This is a genomic window from Pseudomonas sp. S10E 269, from assembly GCF_002798465.1.
Taxonomy (GTDB): domain Bacteria; phylum Pseudomonadota; class Gammaproteobacteria; order Pseudomonadales; family Pseudomonadaceae; genus Aquipseudomonas; species Aquipseudomonas pergaminensis.
On the sequence record NZ_PHIJ01000001.1, the window covers coordinates 239,288 to 257,380 of the forward strand.

An 18,093-nucleotide genomic window follows, 5' to 3' on the forward strand; every position below is an offset into this window, starting at 1 on the left:
CGGGGTGACAGTTAGATAGCTGTGGCTTGTGGTCCAGCACCATCCCCAGACGCCCCCTGTGGCAAACCCAGTTCGCCACATGCCATCACTTTGCATCTATCCCCCCGCCTCCGACTAGCGTACAAAAGTGCCCCTTACTCCACGAAGTCAGAGGCCTGCTATGCCTGTCGCCGTCATTGATGGACAACCACTGCACTACGTCGACCAGGGCTCAGGCCCCGTCGTCCTGCTGGGCTCAAGCTACCTATGGGGCGCCGACATGTGGGCGCCGCAGATCGAAGCCCTGTCGCAACAATACCGCGTGATCGTGCCCGAGCTGTGGGGCCATGGCGAATCCGGCCCACTGCCGGCGCACACCCGCTCTCTTGATGACCTCGCGCGCCAGGCCCTGGCCTTGCTGGACCAACTGGATATCCCCCAGATCAACCTCGTGGGGCTCTCCGTCGGAGGCATGTGGGGCGCACGCCTGGCGTTGCTGGCGCCGCAGCGCATCAACAGTCTGGTGCTGATGGACACGTACCTGGGCGCCGAGCCCGAAGCCACGCGCCAGTACTATTTCTCGCTGTTCAAGATGATCGAAGATGCCGGTGCCATCCCTGAGCCCTTGCTGGACGTGGTCGCGCCGATCTTTTTCCGCCCGGGTATCGACCGCGAATCAGCGCTGTACCAGGATTTTCGCAGGCAATTGCAGGGCTACTCCAAAGAGCGCCTGCTGCAGAGCATCGTGCCCCTGGGCCGCTTGATCTTCAGTCGCGAGGCTGTGCTGGAGCAGTTGCCACGCCTGGACGCCGACACCACCCTGGTGATGTGTGGCGAGCAGGACAAACCACGCCCACCCGCCGAGTCCGAGGAAATGGCCGGCCTGATTGGCTGCAGCCTGATCCTGATTCCAGAGGCGGGCCATATCAGCGCCCGGGAAAATCCGGACTTCGTCAACGAAGCGCTGCTGACCTTCCTCGCCAACAACGCCTGACCCCCCTTCCCTGTGATCGCTGCGCCAACGCGGCGATCACAGGCGGAAATGCCCCACCATCCCTTTGAGCTCCGCCCCCAACTGCGCCAGCTGGATGCTCGACGCGGCGTTGCCCTGCATGCTCAGCGCCGACTGATCGGCACTGGCGCGGATACTGGTGACACTGCGGTTGATCTCTTCGGCCACTGAGCTTTGCTCCTCGGCGGCCGCGGCGATCTGCTGGTTCATCTGCTGGATCAACGACACCGCCACGGCGATGCTGCCCAGGGCACTCTCGGCTTCCAGGGCGTCGCTCACCGCCAGCTTTACTAGCTCCCCGCTTTGCTGGATCTGCTGCACCGACGACTGGGCCGCGCTGCGCAAGCTACTGATCAGGCGCTCGATTTCTTCGGTGGATTGCTGGGTACGCTTGGCCAGGGCCCGTACTTCATCCGCCACCACCGCAAAGCCACGCCCTTGCTCGCCGGCACGGGCGGCTTCGATGGCGGCGTTGAGGGCCAGCAGGTTGGTCTGTTCGGCCACGCTCTTGATCACACTCAACACCGTGCCGATATTCTGGATCTCGACGCTCAGGCTCTCGATGCTGGCGCTGGCACTGGTGCTGGAGGTGGCGAGCAATTCAATGCGCTGCAGACTTTGGCGCACCACCTGCTGGCCACTGTCGACTTTGTCGTCTGCGGTCTGTGCAGCTTGCGCGGCCTCTTCAGCGTTGCGTGCCACGTCGTGTACCGTGGCGGTCATCTGGTTCATCGCCGTGGCGACCTGCTCGGTTTCTTCTTTCTGGCTGCTGACCTCGACGTTGGTCTGCTCGGTGACGCTGGACAGCGAATGCGCCGAGCTCGCCAGTTGCTCTATACCGGCTTGCAGGCCGCTGACCATCTGGCTGAGGCCGTTGCCCATCTGTTGCATGGCCTGCATCAGTTGGCCGATTTCATCGCGACGGCTGACCTCCATGCGCCCGCTCAAGTCGCCGGCGGCAATCTGTTGGGCTACCGCGATCACACTGCGCAGCGGGGCGACGATCAACCGGGTAATCACCCACGCCGCAATCAACCCCACCAGCAAGGCCAGGGCCGACGAGCCGATGATCAGCATCGCGCTTTTCTTCAACTGCCCCTGCATGGACTGGTCTTCAGCGTCATACGCCTGGTTGACCCGGCTGACTACCTCACCCGCCCGGTCATGCAGCTGTTTGTAAACCACCTTCTCCTGGGCCAGCAAGCCGGTGTACTCACCGAGTTTTTCACTGAAGGCGGCAATATGCCCGGACACTTCGTTGAGCACAGTCTGGTAGCCGGGGTCCTTGACCGAGGTCTTCAGTTGCTCGACCTGGGCCAAAGCCTGGTCGGCCTGCTCGATCTTGCCCTGTTCGGTTTCTTCCTCGCTCACCTTGCGGCTCTGGTCCAGGCGCACCCGCGCTTCGTTCATGGCTTGCAGCATCAGGCGCGACACCTGGCTGACTTGCCCGGCCTGCTCGATGAATTCGGCACCCTCCTTGCCCTGGCTTTCCTTGAGGCCATAGGCACCGTCATCTGCCAGCCCGGCTTGCAGCACATCGAGGTTATTGGCCACGCTGGACACCGACCAACTGGCCATTTCCAACGCCAGGTCCTTGGTCTGGGTCAGTTCGACAAACTCATCGAACGCCTTGCGGTACGCGGCCAGGGCCTGCTCGACGTCGGTCATGACCGGCACATTGGTCGCCGACTGGGCCTTGAGGTTCGCGGCAAGGGCCGCCAACGCGTCGACACTTTCATGCAGCGCGTCGACGGCCTTGGGGTCGGCATGCAGCGCGTAGTCCTGCTCGATCAGGCGCACTTTGAGCAAGCCGCTGTTGAGCGAGGACATGGCCTTGAGGCCTTCGAAACGCTGGCCAACGGTTTGCAGGGACCACACGCCGATCGCCGCGACCACCGCCGTCAATAGCAGCACCAGGGTGAAGCCCAAGCCCAGTTTTTTTGCCATACCGAGGTTGGCGAATTGTCGTTGCACGGCCGAAATCATTGCACTTGAATCCTCTTGCAATGGCAATTGCCATCGAGCCCGGTTTACACAGGCGAGATTCGCAACCACAAGGCACTGAGCACAAGTCGTTGGCGCCACAATAATGGCAAAAAGCTACACGCTCGTCGTTTTCAGAATGGTCGAGGTCGATCTGGCGGGGCCCATGGCCCGGAACAACGCCAAGGCGCGTTGATCCGCCGCATAGGCCACATTAATGCGCAGCCAGTCGCAGGGCTCATGGGTTGGACTGAACAGCGCCCCCGGTGATAACAAAACCCCGAGCCGCCGCGCACAAGCCTGCAACCGCGACCGATCCCCCGCCCCCGGCCGCGCCCACACAAACATCCCGCCGGCCGGAGCAGTAAACACCTCCCACTCCTCGTCTTCCAGCACCTGCAACGTGGCAGCCATTTGCGCATTCAGGCGCTTGCGCAAACGCTGCACCCACTTGCGGTAGGTGCCGTTGGCCAGCAGCGTGGCCACCACCGCCTCGGCAAATCGCGAGGTACCGAAGCCGGTCAAGGTCTTGAGGCTGGCCAATTGCCCGATGATCGCCGCGCTGGCACTCAGGTAACCCACGCGCAAGGCGCTGCTCAGGGTCTTGGAAAAACTCGATACGTAGATCACCCGGTCATCATGGGGCAACGCCGAAAGCCGTGTGCAACTGGCGTGCTGCAGGTCGCCGAAGACATCTTCTTCGATGATCAGGAAATCTTCGCGGCGCGCCAGCTCCAGCAAACGCTCGGCCACCGTGCGGCTCAGGCTGGAGCCGGTGGGGTTGTGGTACAGGCTGTTGATGAACAGGCACTTGGGCCGATGCTGCTGCAACAGCGTTTCCAGCGCCGGGATGTCCGGGCCACCGCGAGTGCGTGGCACCTGCAGCAGTTGCACGCCGTGGAACGCCAATTGCCGATAAAGGTTGCCGTACCCCGGCGTTTCGACCACCACGCAATCGCCGGCCTTGAGCAACGTGCGGATCAGCAGGTCCTGGGCATGGCTGGCGCCGGCCGTGGTGAGGATGTGGTCGAGATGGGTAGCGATGTGGACCTGGCCCAGGCGCTTGAGCAATTGCTCGCGCAATGCGGGCAGCCCCAAGGGCGTGCTGTAGTTGAACAGGCCAGCGGTGTCGGTACGGGTCACTTCGCGGACCGCGTAACTGATGTCATCGCTTTCACGCCAGGTATCCGGCAACCAGCCGCAGCCCAGTTTCAGCTCACCCAACGGGTTATCGGCGAAGGCTCCCCAGTCTTGCTCGGCCCCTTCGTACCACTGGCCTTCGTGCGACGTCGGCGGTTGGGCAACGCTGAAACCCGAACCCTGTTTTGAAACCAGCACTCCCTGCGCGACCAATCGATCAAACGCCTCGATCACGCTGGACTGGCTGAGCAGGTTATCAAGGGCCACCTGGCGAACGGACGGTAAGCGTGTGCCAGGGCTCGCCCCACTCGTGCGAATCCATTGCGCCACCGCGCTGATGATTTGCTGCACCACCGGTACAAGGGCTTGTCGATCGATCCCTAAATCCATGCGCCACTCACTTCACTGTCTGTTATTCAACCCAGGACAGTTAAGCACAGAAGCCCACCCCGGCCGCTCGCCAAGTTTTATTAAAGTATTGATTTTATTGAGTTATTTACCTGTTGATACACAATCTGACAAGGCACGGTGCCAGCTATGGAAATACCTCACGCCCCCCACACCGTTTTCGAATGAAGGGCGACCCGAGGTCCTAGATAGCCGTCGCGCCACCGTCCACCGCCAAGGCTTGGCCGGTGGTAAAGGCCGCACCGTCGCTGCACAGGTACAGCACCGCGCTGGCGATTTCCTCGACCTTGCCAATGCGTCCCACCGGGTGCATGGCGGCGGCAAATTCGGCCTTGCGTGGGTCGGCTTCGTAGGCACGCCGGAACATATCGGTATCGATCACGGCCGGGCACACCGCATTGACGCGGATTTTCTTCTTCGCATACTCGATGGCCGCCGATTTGGTCAGGCCGATCACGGCATGCTTGGACGCGGCATAAATGCTCATCTTAGGCGCCGCGCCCAGCCCCGCGACCGATGCAGTGTTGACGATCGCCCCGCCGCCCTGGGCCAGCAGCAGCGGCAATTGGTGCTTCATGCACAGCCACACGCCCTTGACGTTGACCCCCATGATCGCGTCGAACTCATCCAGGCTGCCGTCAGCCAGCTTGCCTTTCTCAATCTCGATGCCGGCATTATTGAAGGCGTAGTCCAGGCGGCCATAGGCGGCGAGGGTCTGGGCCATCAATTGCTGTACTTCGGCTTCCTGCGTGACGTTGCAGCGCACAAACAGCGCTTCGCCACCGGCCTGGTGGATCAGGGCGACGGTGCCTTCACCGCCCGCTGCATCCAGGTCGGCAACCACTACCTTCAAGCCTTCGGCGGCGAACGCCAGCGCGGTAGCGCGGCCAATACCGGCGGCGGCGCCAGTCACCAGGGCAACCTGGCCGGAAAACGTCATGCTCATGGAAGATGTCCCGTGGGAAAAATAACTGTGGGTCGAGTCTAGCCAACGCCGCGCCGAGCGCGTCAGCACTATCAGAAGGCCAGTTGAGGCTGCATGAATCGCAGTGATAAGAGCCACCGCCCGACTATCAGCAGTGCCTATCGAGCGGCATTCGCGCCCTCGGTGAACCTTGCTCCCAGACCGTTCAAGGTCTATCACTTCAGGTTCATTTCCAGAAGAGTCGCTGCCATGACCGCCCAGACCAATCGCCAATTCCTGCTCGCCAAGCGCCCGGTCGGCGCGGCCACCCGGGAAACCTTCACCTACCAGGAAGTGCCCGTGGGCACGCCCCAGGACGGCCAGGTGCTGGTGCGCAATGAATACCTGTCCCTCGACCCCGCCATGCGTGGGTGGATGAATGAAGGCAAGTCCTACATCCCGCCGGTCGGCATCGGTGAAGTAATGCGCGCCCTCGGCGTGGGCAAAGTGATTGCCTCGAACAACCCAAAGTTTGCGGTCGGCGACTACGTCAACGGCGCCTTGGGCGTACAGGACTACTTCCTGGGCGAGCCTCGGGGTTTCTACAAGGTTGACCCGACACTGGCCCCGCTGCCCCGTTACCTGTCGGCCCTGGGCATGACCGGCATGACGGCTTACTTCGCCCTACTGGACACCGGTGCGCCCAAGGCCGGCGAAACCGTGGTGATCTCCGGTGCGGCCGGTGCCGTGGGCAGCATTGCCGGGCAAATCGCCAAAATCAAAGGCTGCCGCGTGGTGGGTATCGCCGGCGGCGCAGACAAATGCAAGTTCCTGGTGGACGAACTCGGCTTCGATGCGGCTATCGACTACAAAAGCGAAGACGTACCCGCCGCACTCAAGCGCGAGTGCCCCAAAGGCGTAGACGTGTATTTCGATAACGTCGGCGGCGACATTCTCGACGCAGTGCTCAGCCGCCTGGCATTAAAAGCCCGCGTGGTGATTTGCGGTGCCATCAGCCAATACAACAACAAGGAAGCCGTGAAAGGCCCGGCCAACTACCTGTCACTGCTGGTCAACCGCGCACGCATGGAAGGCTTTGTCGTCATGGATCACGCCGCCCACTTCGCTGCCGCCGGCCAAGAAATGGCCGGCTGGATGGCTCAGGGCAAACTCAAGAGCAAAGAAGACATCGTAGAAGGGCTGGAAACCTTCCCCGAGACGCTGATGAAGCTATTCAACGGCGAAAACTTTGGGAAACTCGTACTCAAAGTCATCTGAAAAAGCTGCCCCAACGTAACCACGATGCGAAGCGAGCCGCTGTTGATGTTGCTCTTGATCCTGCCCTTGATCCGCTTTTGATCTAAGGCGCCCCGTCAAACACGCTGGCCGGAATTCGACAGGGATTTGGGGGGTAAACCGGCAGGGATGCCGGTTTAGCCGCCCCGCGCCATGGATGGCGCGTGGCGGCGGCCCCCCAAATACCTGTCGGATTACGGGCACACCGAGCCTAGGCGAGGTGCCGAGTGTTGGGGCAAGAGCGTTTTGCTTACTTTTGCGCTTTTCAAAAGTGAGCCGCCGTAAGGGCGGAACCCATACCAGCCGTTACCCAAATAACGGATATGTACCCGATCAGATCCAACATCCAGGTCGGCTGTCAGGCCGCCTTCGCAGGCAAGCCAGCTCCCACATTTGGATTGCGGGGCAACAGTCAGAGCGTGGTCGGCTGTCGGGCCGCTTTCGCAGGCAAGCCAGCTCCCACAGTTTTGGATCGCGGGGTGACAGTTGGAGAGTGGTCGGCTGTCGGGCCGTCTTCGCAGGCAAGCCAGCTCCCACATTTGGATCGCAGGGCAGCAGTTGAAGAGTGGTCGGCAGTTAGGCCACCGTCGCTGGCAAGCCCGCTCCCTCACTTGGATCGCGGGGCTTCAGTCAGACAGCGGCCATCGGTCAGGCCGCCTCCAACAGGACGTCTCGGTCAGGCGATTTCGGCAACAACCGCTGCCAACGCCTTGGCCGGATCAGCCGCCTGGCTGATCGGCCGGCCGATCACCAAGTAATCGGAGCCCGCATCCAACGCCTGCCGCGGCGTCAAAATGCGCCGCTGATCATCCTGGGCACTGCCCGCCGGACGAATCCCCGGGGTCACCAGTTGCAGCGACGGGTGCGCAGTTTTCAACGCCTGGGCTTCCAGCGCCGAACACACCAGGCCATCAAGGCCAGCTTTCTGTGCCAGCGCTGCCAGGCGCAACACCTGCTCCTGAGGCTCAATGTCCAAGCCAATACCGGCCAGGTCCTCACGCTCCATGCTGGTCAGCACAGTCACACCGATCAGCAACGGCTTAGGCCCGCTACGCTGTTCCAGCACTTCACGGCAGGCACTCATCATGCGCAGGCCACCGGAGCAATGCACGTTGACCATCCACACGCCCATCTCGGCGGCAGCCTTGACCGCCATGGCAGTAGTGTTCGGGATATCGTGGAATTTCAGGTCGAGGAACACCTCGAAACCTTTGTCACGCAGGGTGCCGACGATTTCTGCGGCGCAACTGGTGAACAGTTCCTTGCCGACCTTGACCCGACACAGCTTCGGGTCCAACTGGTCAGCCAGCTTCAGTGCGGCGTCACGAGTGGGGTAATCCAGGGCGACGATGATAGGAGTCTGGCAGACGGACATTGGAATGGGCTCTCAGGCAAGTCGAAATCGGCGCGGATTGTAGCGCAAGCAGCGCCGTTGCGGGATCCGATGATCGGTAAATACTGACCAACCGCCATTGGGCAGGCATTTAAGGGCAATTATTTCAAAGCTGATACATTCACGACATGCCCCCAACACGCCCCACGGCTAGCCTCGCTCGCACGACCCACCGACCAGCACTTCCAGCCATGGGGCTGGGCGCCTATGCTGACCGCAACAACAGGGCAGATGATCGCATTATGCATACCCCTTCCGTCTCCATGACCGACGAGCAAAAAGGCGCGGTGATCGCCGATGACAAGCGGTGGAACACCCGCGCGCTGATCGTTGATGATGATGTGCCGATCCGCGAACTGCTGATCGACTACCTCGCCCGCTTCGGCATCCTGGCCACCGGTGTCACCGACGGCACCGCCATGCGCCAGGCCATGCAGGCCGAAACCTTTGACGTGGTCGTGCTCGACCTGATGCTGCCAGGCGAGGACGGCTTGTCGCTGTGCCGCTGGCTGCGCGCGGAATCGGACATCCCGATCCTGATGCTCACCGCCCGCTGTGAACCCACCGACCGCATCATCGGCCTGGAGCTGGGCGCCGACGACTATATGTCCAAGCCCTTCGAGCCGCGTGAGCTGGTGGCACGCATCCAGACCATCCTGCGTCGCGTGCGCGATGACCGCACCGAACAGCGCGCCAATATCCGCTTCGACAATTGGCGCCTTAATAGTGTGCTGCGCCAGCTGGTGGCCGACGATGGCCTGGTGGTGCCGCTGTCCAACGCCGAATTCCGCCTGCTCTGGGTGTTTATCGAGCGTCCGCGTCGGGTGCTGAGCCGCGAGCAATTGTTGGATGCCGCCCGTGGCCGCTCGATCGAAGCCTTTGATCGCAGCATTGACTTGCTGGTGTCGCGCCTGCGGCAGAAACTCGGGGATGACCCCAAGGCGCCGCAACTGATCAAGACCGTACGCGGCGAAGGCTACCTGTTCGACGCCCGGGATATCGGCTGATGCGCAACGCCTTCAACACGCTGTTCGGTCGGCTGTTTGGCGTGTTGTTGGTGGCCATTGTGCTGGCCCACGTGCTGGCAATCTCCTGGTTTCGCTACTACGGCCCGCCCCCGCCGCCACCGCCCCGGGAAGTCTTCGTGGAGCAGCCGGACGGATCCATGAAGCCGCTGCACAAGGAGCATCGCCGCCCCTGGTTCGGTGGCCCGGTGGTGCCGCTGACGTTCCAGTTCATCTCGCTGATCATTGCTGCCTGGTACGGCGCCAAGCTGCTGAGCCGGCCGATCCAGCGCCTGAGTGAAGCCGCCGAGCGCTTGAGCCTGGACCTCGACAGCCCACCTCTCGACGAGTCGGGGCCACGGGAGGCACGGCAGGCAGCGTCGACCTTCAACCTGATGCAACGACGTATCCGCGAACAGGTCAGCCAGCGTGCGCGCATGCTCGGCGCGGTGTCCCATGACCTGCGCACCCCGCTGTCACGCCTCAAGCTGCGCCTGGAACAGATCGAAGACACCAAGCTGCAGGGCCAGATGCGCCAGGACCTCGACGACATGATCGGCATGCTCGACGCCACGTTGAGCTACCTGCACGAGCAACGCACCAGCGAAACCCGGCATTGGCTGGACGTGCAGGCGTTGGTGGAGTCGATGAGCGAAAACGCCCAGGACCAAGGCTCTGATGTGCAATTCGCCGGCACCTGCGCGCCGCTGCAGGTGCAGCCGATGGCCTTGCGTTCGTGCCTCAACAACCTAATCGACAACGCTTTGCGCTATGCCGGCACGGCGCGCATCGAACTGACGGACAGCCGCGAAGCCCTGGTCATCCGCGTGATCGACCACGGCCCCGGCATCGCGGCGGACAAGCGCGAGGCGGTGTTCGAGCCGTTCTATCGGCTTGAGGGCTCACGCAACCGCAACTCCGGCGGGGTCGGCCTGGGCATGACGATTTCCAAGGAGGCTGCGGAGCGCCTCGGCGGTCGACTGGAACTCGAAGAAACCCCAGGCGGTGGCTTGACTGCGGTGATGTGGTTGCCCAGGACCTGACCCCGGTTCCCATGGATCACAGCGGTTTGTCTTCTCGGCGCCCCTGGGCCTGGGTCGCACTCCAATCCATCAACAGGCTGTAGGCCACCGCCAGCAGGGTCGGGCCGATAAACAGGCCGATGAAACCGAAGGCTATCAAGCCGCCGAACACCCCAAGCAGCACAATCACCAGCGGCAGGTTGCCGCCACGGCTGATGAGGTAGGGTTTGAGCACGTTGTCCACGCCGCTGATGATGAACGTGCCCCACACACCGAGGAACACCGCGTAGGTGTAGTCGCCTTTCCAGGCCAGCCAGGCCGTGGCCGGGATCCACACCAGCGGCGGGCCCATGGGGATCAGGCTGAGCAGGAAGGTGACGATACCCAGCACCAGCGCACCCGGCACGCCGGCGATCAGGAAACCGATCAGCGCCAGCACGGCCTGGGCGGCGGCGGTGCCGATCACGCCGTTGACCACCCGCTGGACCGTCCCCGCCACCAGTTCGATGTAGTAGCCGGCACGGTCGCCGATCAAGCGCTCCAGCAGACGGTGGACGAACATTGCCAGGCGCGGCCCGTCCCGGTAGAAAAAGAATACGAAGACCAGGCTCAGGGTCAGCTCCAGGATTCCACCGCCGATCTGCGCACTGCGCGCCAGCAGCCAATTGCCGACTTGCCCCAGGTACGGCTTGATGCTGACCATCAAGGCTGCGCCCTGCTGGTCGATGCTGTCCCACATCGCCACCAACCGTTCGCCGACAAAGGGGATCGAGCCTAGCCAGGTGGGCGCCTCCGGCAGGCCATCGACCTGGATATCCTTGATCAACGCCGTCGCATCGCGCACGTGGTCTGCGAGATTGAAACCCAGCCACACCAGCGGCAGCGCCACCAGCAACATCCAGCACAACGTGAGGATGCCGGCGGCCAAGGATTCGCGACCGCCCAGCCAGCGCGTGAGCAGGACCATCAGCGGCCAACTGGCAAATGCCAGCACCGCGCCCCAGAACAGCGCCGACCAAAACGGCGCCATCACCCAGAAGCTGGCACCGAACAGCACCAGCAGCAGGATTTGCACCAGTAGGCGATCGTTATTGGGCATGGAGTATCTCTAGAAGAAGGCTGTAGGAAGAGAGCTTAGGCGAACGGCGCGGGTCCGCTCGCCTTGTGACGGTCAGCGTATCAGATGCAGGTGCAGGCCTTTGGTTTCAGCGGCGCCGGTTTCCATGCGCGCAGCGCGCACACCTTTGTCGACCAGGGCTTGGCGCCAGGCTTCGGCGTTCGGGCCGGTAAGGCTGACGCGCAAGGTGGTATCGAGGTTCAACCCACGGGAAATCAGGGTCAACCAGGTGTCGTCAGGGTCGCCGCCGAGCGCGGGGAAGTCCAGCTCGCCGGTGCTTTTCAACTCACGCAACAGCGTGGCCGACGTGGGCAACAGGTCACCCAGCGGCGCGTTGGCATCCAGTTGCTCCACATGCAGGTAGGCGCGGCGATTGCCGCGGGTAATGCCGTACAGCGCCACCAGGGAATTGTCCTGGGGGGCTGCCAGGCGCAGCAGCAGGTATTCCTGCTGGCCGTCGGCGCCGACCAGCTTGGCGTTGCCGAACACTTCATTGGCCCACAGGCTGCTTTCGCCGCAATCGCGGGCCTGGCACCAGAACAGTAACTGCGCGCCCTTCGCCTGCAACGCTTCGCGCGTTGCGGTAAAGGCTGCACTGGAGGTGTGTTCGGCGGGCAATTCGTAGGTAATCGCCGTGGCTTGCCCACGGGCGGTGGCCTGGCCTTCGTAACGCAGTTGGCCGCTGATCTTGCGGATCGCGCCCATAGGGTAGATGCGCTCCTTCTCTTCGGCCGGGCGGTAGTCGACGATCTGTGAGTCGACCTGTCGGGACACTGCCGGTAAATCCTGGCTTCCCGGCACATCGGCGGCGAACACCAGGGGGCTGAAACAGCACAGCCCGAGGGCACGGATACATCCTTTACGAAGGCTCATCGGATCAATGTGCCCTGGCCATCGGAGCGCACAGCGGTGTTGAGATGGTTCATGGTTGACTCCCTTTCAATCCGCCCAGCCTCGGCAGTTGACCGCGCCAAGTCAAGGCGTGGAGAAGAACCGATTGAAACAGTCTGCAACAAGGACCGCGCCGGGTTCGTCATTCAGGTGTAAATGATGGCCACCCGGCAGCGTGGTTACCGTAAAAGGTAGCTGAGAAAGCAATTCGGAATGTTTCGCCAGCATGCCGTCGGCGGCCACCACCAACTGCGTAGGGCAACTTACCCGCCGCACGAAGGCCATCGCTTGCTCATCGGTCAGACGCACCGGCGACGCCAGGGTCAAGCGGCTGTCGGAACGCCAAGTGTAGCCGCCCGGCACCGGCATCAAACCGCGCTGGGCCAGCAGTTCTGCGGCTTCACGGCTGACCGCCACCACGCCTTTCATGCGCGCCTCCACCGCTCGGTCCAGGGTGTTATAGACCGGCTTGCGCTTGTCCTGCAGGTTCAATTGCGCCTGCAACGCCATGCCCAGGCGCTCGGCGGCGTTCTCACCGCTGGCCGTCGGTGGGATCACACCGTCGATCAATCCCAGGTGCGTCACGCGCTCCGGCAATGCACCGGCCAGCACCAGCGACACAATGGCGCCGAGGGAGTGGCCAAGTAATGCAAAACGTTTCCAGCCCAGTTGCTCGGCGACTTGCAGCACATCGAAAACGTAATCCCACAAGGCATAACCGGCACCCGTAGGACGATGCGCCGAATGCCCATGCCCGGCCATGTCCAGTGCAACGATGCGCAAGCCTTGGAGTTTCGGCGCCAGTCGCGCAAAGCTGTTGGCGTTGTCCAGCCAGCCATGCAGGGCGATCACCGGCAAACCGTCCTCGGGACCGAACAGATGGGCCGCCAGTTCGATATGCGGCAGGCTCAGGCGCACTTCTTCGACCGGTGTGCTCATGCGCAACTGCGCTCGCGGGCTTGCCAGCGGGAAAACAGGTTTTTGATCAAGGCCGCGGTGTCCTGGGGGCGTTCAAGGGGGAACATGTGGCCGCCGGGCATGGTGAGCATTTCGCCCATGGGCAGGCGCCCGACGCCGCTGGCGTGGTGACGCATCACCACCCGGCTCTGCCGGCCGCGCACCACCGCCAGCGGCACTTTCAACTGGCGCACCTGACCGGGGCTGGTGTGGGGCACGCCCCGGTAGATGCTGATTTCGGTGGCCGGGTCGAAACGCAGGCGCAGGCGGTCACCGACCTGGTGCAGGCCGTGTTGCAGGTAAGCGTCAAAGCATTCCGGGTCAAAGCCACGGAACAAGGTCTTGCCGGCGAAATAGCTGCGCGCGGCGTCCAGGTCGCTGAACTCTTCGCGGCGTCCCAGGGTGCGCCCGGCAGGGGTCAGGCGGTCGATAAAGCCGAAGCGCTTGGCCGCGCGGATCACCCAGCGGTCAGCACGGGTCAGCACCGGCGAATCGAGCATGACCACCCCGCGATACAGCTGCGGGCAGCGCATGGCCGCGTGCAGGTGCAATACGCCCCCAAGGGAATGGCCCACGCCCCACACCGGTTCAGGTTGCTGCTCCAGGTGATGGATCAACTCGTCCACCAGGTTCTGCCAGTTATCGTCCACCGGAAACCGGGGGTCGTGACCGTGCTGTGGCAGATGAGCCACCGCGTACTCCGGGGCCAGCGCGGCGAACAACTTGCCGTAGGTGGCCGAGGGAAAGCCATTGGCGTGGGCAAAAAACACGTGCTGCGACATACCAGATCCATCTACAAAAACAGAGATTGATTGTCACCATGCCCGGCCGGCACAGCAATGACTGTAACTGCCAGGAATGATGACACTCACGCCACGCCTATCGCGCCGGCGGGTTCTCGCCCAGCGGCACCACAGCCATGGTCAGCCGCGAGACGCAACTGGCCTTGCCATCGTCGCTGGTCAGGCGGATGTCCCAGACCTGGGTGGTGCGGCCGATGTGGATCGCCTTGGCCACCGCCGTCACGCGCCCGCTGCGCACACCGCGCAGGTGGTTGGCGTTGACCTCCAGCCCCACGCAATAGAACTTGCTGGCATCGATGCACAGGTAGGCGGCCATGGAACCCACGCTTTCGGCCAACACCACCGACGCACCGCCATGCAACAAGCCGTAGGGCTGATGGGTGCGATGATCAACCACCATGCTGGCTGTCAGGGAGTCGTCGTCAAAGCTTTCAAAGCGAATGTCCAGCAGTTCACCGATGGTGTTTTTCTGGATCGCATTGAGTTGATCGATATTCGGTTGAGTGCGCCACAGGCTCATGCCGTTGTCCTTTTTGGTTTTATGATGAGCCTAATCCTGCCACAGAACGGATTCGGAGCGCTCGCTCCAGGCTTGGAAATGTGCACCGTAAGTCGATTCGATCACGTTGCGCTTGATCTTCAGGGTCGGGGTCAGGAAGCCGTTTTCCACCGCCCAGTTGTCTTTCACCACCACTAACTGGCGCAGGCGTTCATGTTTATCCAGCGCCTGGTTGACCTGTTCCAGCCAGCGTTCAAGGCTGCTGCGCAGTGCGTGCGGGTCTTCGTTTACCGCCGATAACACGCACAGCCCAATCGGCGCGGTGAGGCCATCGCCCACCACGCACACCTGCTCGATGCGCGCATGTTCGGCCAGGCGGTTTTCAATCGGCGCGGGAGCGACGTATTTGCCTTTGCTGGTCTTGAAGATTTCCTTGAGCCGCCCGGTCAGGCGCAGCCGGCCATCGGCATCCTGCTCGCCCTTGTCACCGGTGCGCAGGAAGCCGTCGGCGGTGATCGTCTCGGCGGTTTTCTGCGGGTCCTTGTAATAGCCGAGCATGGTCGCGCCGCTGCGCACCTGGACTTCGCCCGAGGGGTCGATGCGCACGTCCACACCGGGGCACGGCAGGCCGATCCAGCCGAGGGTCTGCTGGCCGGGCCGACACACGTGGGAGTAGCCACAGCTCTCGGTCATGCCATACACCTCCAGCACATCCAGGCCCAGGCGCTGATACCAGCGCAGCAGCGCCTCGGGCACCGGCGCCGCCCCGGACAGCGCGATGCGCAACGCATCCAGGCCCAGGCCGGCGAGCACCTTGTGGCCCACGCGCTTGCCGATAAAGGGCAGGCGCAGCAGGAAGTCCAGGCGCTTTTCCGGGATCCTGGCGTAGACGCCCATCTGGAATTTGGTCCAAATGCGCGGCACACCAAACAGTGCGGTCGGACGCGCCCTACGCAGATCAGTCAGAAAGGTATCCAGGCTTTCGGCGAAAAACACCGTCTGCCCGGTGTAGATCGCCGCCATTTCCACAAACATCCGTTCTGCCACGTGACACAACGGCAGGTACGACAGCAGCCGGTCGCCCTCCCCCAACCCGAACAACTCGGTGCCACGGGTGGCGGCAAACCCCAGCGCGCCGAAGCTGTGCATCACGCCTTTGGGCAAGCCGGTGGTGCCGGAGGTATAGATGATGGTGGCCAGCTCTGCGGCGGCCGGCTGAGGATTGTCCTGGATCGGCGAGCTGGCTTGCAGGTCGGCCCAGGTAAAATCGAACGCGCCCGGCGGGCATAACGGCAAGCTGATGGTCGGGACATCGGACGGCACGCCGGGCGCCATGGCTGGCCAGTCGTCAAGCTTGCCGATAAACACCAGCGCCGCCTCGGAATGGGTGAGCACATGGGCAACGGAGTCGGCGGTGAGGTTGGGGTACAGCGGCACCGAGACATGCCCGGCCATCCAGATCGCCAGGTCGGCGATGATCCAGTGGGCGCAGTTTTTCGAGATCAGGGCAATGTGCGAGCCCTGGGGCAACTCCCGGGCGCGCAGCCAGTGCGCGGCGCAGCGGGCCTGGTGGCCGGCCTCGCTCCAGGTGAGGCGTTGGACCTGGCCGCCGCCGACGGGCTGGACCAGAAAAGTCTGGCGCGGATGTCGCGCTTGACGTTCAAAGAAGACCTGCAACGGCAAACGAAAAGCGACGGGCATGGGACGCGCTCCTTTGTGGTCCGATGATAGCCAACCAAGCACTTGCTCGGTTGACTATATAGCACACACAAAGCAGCGATAACGCCTACGGATTCTTCACACTGACCAGGTTCATCAGCCCTGCCAGCGGGAAATCTCCCTCCAGTTCCGCCAGGCTGGCGGTGTGCATCGGCTGCGGCTGGCGCTGATGGCCATGCTGCAGGAAGCTGATCAGGCTGCCCACCAACGGTTGATGGCTGACCAGCAGCACGTTGTCATCGCTGTCGAGGTTTTGCAGCACCAACTGCGGGTTGCCCTCCGGTGTCAGCCACGGCACCGTGCGAATCTGCGGCTCAAAACCCAACGCCTCACGCACCAGGTGTGCGGTCTGCTGCGCCCGCACATAAGGGCTGGCGATGATCGCGCTGAGGGGCTGGCCGATCAGTTGCGCAGCACTGCGCAACACTTCGGCGCGGCCATGCTCGGTGAGGTTGCGCTCGGCATCGGTGCGCGCATGCCCTTCGGCCTCACCGTGGCGCAGTATCCACAGCTTCACAGCTTCGGCTCCTCGTCACGCACCGGGTGTGGCGCGGGCGGCACGCTGTGGGCGGTTTCGCCCTCGGGCGCGCGGGGGGTGGGCCAGTCGGCGAACGGCCAGGGCTTCTGTTCGGTGTGGAAGCTGCCGAAACGGCCGATCTGTGCAAGGAACTGGCTGAGGCTGTCGCCGAAGTTCATCAGGCCCAGGTTCGGCGCGCTGTAGACGAGGCGATAGATCAACTGCACCACCACCAGTGCACCGAGCAGGAACTGCGCCACCTGCCACACCAGGGCAAACACCAGCATCCAGAGGATGCGCAAGGCAATGGATTCGTACTTGGGGGCTGCTTTCGGATCGTTCATGACGCGTTCCTCAGTTGAAACCACTGGTGGAAATAAAGTCGACATCGGTTTTCGGCTCGGCGCGCATCAGCAACTCGATGACTTGGTTCAAGGTGCGCCCTTCAAACAGGATCGCGTGCAACCCGGCGACCAGCGGCATATACACACCGACTTCCTGGGCCTTGGCCTTGAGCACCTTGAGGGTGTTGACGCCTTCGGCCACTTCGCCCAGGCGCGTGACCGCGTCTTCCAGGCTCAAGCCCTGGCCGAGGGCGAACCCCACCTGGTAGTTGCGGCTTTTCGGCGAGGAGCAGGTGACGATCAGGTCGCCGACGCCGGCCAGCCCCAGGAACGTCATCGGGTTGGCGCCCTGGTTCACTGCAAAGCGGGTCATCTCGGCCAAGGCACGGGTGATCAGCATGCTTTTGGTGTTTTCGCCCATGCCCAGCGCCACGGCCATGCCGGCGATGATCGCGTAGACGTTTTTCAGTGCACCGCCCAGCTCGACGCCAAAGCGGTCGCTGCTGGCGTAGACCCGGAAGGTACGGCCATGCAGCACCGCCTGGACGCGCTCGCACAGTTCCTCGTCTTCACTGGCCACCACTGTGGCGGTCAGCGCGTGCTCGGCGACTTCCCGCGCCAGGTTCGGCCCGGACAGTACGCCAATGCGCGCCTGGGGCGCGATCTCTTCCAGGATCTCGCTCATCAGCTTGAAGGTTTGCGCTTCGATGCCCTTGGTCAGGCTGACCAGCAGCTTGCCCGCCAGGCGTTCGGCGTGGGGCGCCAGCACCGAGCGCAAGGCGCTGGAGGGCAGCGCGACGAAGCACAGGTCGCAGGCGGTGAGGGTTTCCAGCAGGTCGGTAACAGGCTCGACGGCCGGATGAATCTTGATGCCTTTGAGGTAACGCGGATTTTCCCGGTGCACCCGGATGGCCTCGGCCTGTTCGGGATCGCGCATCCACTGGCGCACAGCGTGGCCGTTCTCGGCCAGCAGGTTTGCCACGGCGGTACCAAAACTTCCGCCTCCCAGGACCGCGATAGGGCGCTGTTCAGTCATATGCAATCCGTTAATCCATACCAGTGGCGATGCCGGCATTATACGGGCCGACCCGCTTGCGGCCAGCCC

General features: G+C 62.9%; 17 protein-coding genes and 1 pseudogene. 4 read left to right on the forward strand and 14 right to left on the reverse strand.

The window, feature by feature from the left end; translation table 11 throughout:
- Positions 1-160 precede the first annotated feature (160 nt).
- Positions 161-973, forward strand: a complete 813-nt coding sequence (locus CWC48_RS01165; protein WP_078047658.1) for an alpha/beta fold hydrolase — start codon at positions 161-163, stop codon at positions 971-973.
- Positions 974-1,009: 36 nt separating this feature from the next.
- On the opposite strand, the gene CWC48_RS30745 is transcribed toward CWC48_RS01165, so the two are convergent.
- The 4 genes and pseudogenes from CWC48_RS30745 to CWC48_RS01180 all read right to left on the reverse strand — a co-directional run bounded on the left by CWC48_RS30745 (position 1,010) and on the right by CWC48_RS01180 (position 5,468).
- Positions 1,010-1,891, reverse strand: coding sequence for a methyl-accepting chemotaxis protein (locus tag CWC48_RS30745; protein WP_371857062.1), 882 nt, complete (start codon positions 1,889-1,891; stop codon positions 1,010-1,012).
- Positions 1,868-2,977, reverse strand: a pseudogene (locus CWC48_RS30750) (HAMP domain-containing protein); the annotation flags it as partial. The pseudogene CWC48_RS30750 and the gene CWC48_RS30745, both read right to left, overlap by 24 nt.
- A 114-nt stretch (positions 2,978-3,091) precedes the next feature.
- A complete protein-coding gene (locus tag CWC48_RS01175) occupies positions 3,092-4,504 on the reverse strand; it encodes a PLP-dependent aminotransferase family protein (protein WP_100491176.1) in 1,413 nt (470 codons plus the stop codon).
- A gap of 202 nt (positions 4,505-4,706) precedes the next feature.
- Positions 4,707-5,468 carry an SDR family oxidoreductase gene (locus tag CWC48_RS01180; protein ID WP_078047655.1) on the reverse strand — a complete coding sequence of 254 codons (762 nt, stop codon included), beginning with the start codon at positions 5,466-5,468 and terminating at the stop codon, positions 4,707-4,709.
- 228 nt (positions 5,469-5,696) lie between these two features.
- Between CWC48_RS01180 and CWC48_RS01185 the strand changes: the two genes are divergently transcribed.
- A complete protein-coding gene (locus CWC48_RS01185) occupies positions 5,697-6,704 on the forward strand; it encodes an NADP-dependent oxidoreductase (RefSeq protein WP_078047654.1) in 1,008 nt (335 codons plus the stop codon).
- Positions 6,705-7,398: 694 nt separating this feature from the next.
- Here CWC48_RS01185 and pyrF read toward each other — a convergent pair.
- A complete protein-coding gene (gene pyrF / locus CWC48_RS01190; protein ID WP_010211681.1) occupies positions 7,399-8,097 on the reverse strand; it encodes an orotidine-5'-phosphate decarboxylase in 699 nt (232 codons plus the stop codon).
- 260 nt (positions 8,098-8,357) lie between these two features.
- On the opposite strand from pyrF, the gene CWC48_RS01195 reads away from it, so the two are divergent.
- Both CWC48_RS01195 and CWC48_RS01200 read left to right on the forward strand, forming a co-directional pair.
- A complete protein-coding gene (locus tag CWC48_RS01195; RefSeq protein WP_078047653.1) occupies positions 8,358-9,122 on the forward strand; it encodes a response regulator in 765 nt (254 codons plus the stop codon).
- Positions 9,122-10,162, forward strand: a complete 1,041-nt coding sequence (locus tag CWC48_RS01200) for a HAMP domain-containing sensor histidine kinase (RefSeq protein ID WP_078047652.1) — start codon at positions 9,122-9,124, stop codon at positions 10,160-10,162. Before CWC48_RS01195 ends, CWC48_RS01200 begins: the two co-directional genes overlap by 1 nt.
- Before the next feature lie 16 nt (positions 10,163-10,178).
- Here CWC48_RS01200 and CWC48_RS01205 read toward each other — a convergent pair whose 3' ends face one another.
- The 9 genes from CWC48_RS01205 to CWC48_RS01245 all read right to left on the reverse strand — a co-directional run bounded on the left by CWC48_RS01205 (position 10,179) and on the right by CWC48_RS01245 (position 18,024).
- Positions 10,179-11,240 (reverse strand): AI-2E family transporter, encoded by a 1,062-nt coding sequence (locus CWC48_RS01205; RefSeq protein WP_078047651.1) that lies wholly within the window; start codon positions 11,238-11,240, stop codon positions 10,179-10,181.
- A 72-nt stretch (positions 11,241-11,312) separates the two neighbouring features.
- Positions 11,313-12,131, reverse strand: coding sequence for a DUF4892 domain-containing protein (locus CWC48_RS01210; protein ID WP_078047650.1), 819 nt, complete (start codon positions 12,129-12,131; stop codon positions 11,313-11,315).
- 102 nt (positions 12,132-12,233) lie between these two features.
- A complete protein-coding gene (locus CWC48_RS01215) occupies positions 12,234-13,088 on the reverse strand; it encodes an alpha/beta hydrolase (RefSeq protein WP_099493396.1) in 855 nt (284 codons plus the stop codon).
- The gene (locus CWC48_RS01220) at positions 13,085-13,888 is read right to left on the reverse strand and encodes an alpha/beta fold hydrolase (protein WP_078047648.1); all 804 of its coding nucleotides are present in this window, start codon (positions 13,886-13,888) and stop codon (positions 13,085-13,087) included. Before CWC48_RS01220 ends, CWC48_RS01215 begins: the two co-directional genes overlap by 4 nt.
- Positions 13,889-13,985: 97 nt before the next feature.
- A complete protein-coding gene (locus tag CWC48_RS01225) occupies positions 13,986-14,429 on the reverse strand; it encodes a hotdog fold thioesterase (RefSeq protein WP_034102975.1) in 444 nt (147 codons plus the stop codon).
- A 30-nt stretch (positions 14,430-14,459) separates the two neighbouring features.
- Complete coding sequence (locus tag CWC48_RS01230) at positions 14,460-16,109, reverse strand: AMP-binding protein (protein ID WP_100491177.1); 1,650 nt, start codon at positions 16,107-16,109, stop codon at positions 14,460-14,462.
- Positions 16,110-16,194: 85 nt separating this feature from the next.
- The gene (gene sixA / locus CWC48_RS01235) at positions 16,195-16,644 is read right to left on the reverse strand and encodes a phosphohistidine phosphatase SixA (protein WP_099493394.1); all 450 of its coding nucleotides are present in this window, start codon (positions 16,642-16,644) and stop codon (positions 16,195-16,197) included.
- Positions 16,641-16,988 (reverse strand): DUF4389 domain-containing protein, encoded by a 348-nt coding sequence (locus CWC48_RS01240; RefSeq protein ID WP_100491178.1) that lies wholly within the window; start codon positions 16,986-16,988, stop codon positions 16,641-16,643. The genes sixA and CWC48_RS01240 overlap by 4 nt, the downstream gene beginning before the upstream one ends.
- A 10-nt stretch (positions 16,989-16,998) precedes the next feature.
- Positions 16,999-18,024, reverse strand: coding sequence for an NAD(P)H-dependent glycerol-3-phosphate dehydrogenase (locus tag CWC48_RS01245; RefSeq protein WP_012723107.1), 1,026 nt, complete (start codon positions 18,022-18,024; stop codon positions 16,999-17,001).
- Between the last annotated feature and the right edge of the window lie 69 nt (positions 18,025-18,093).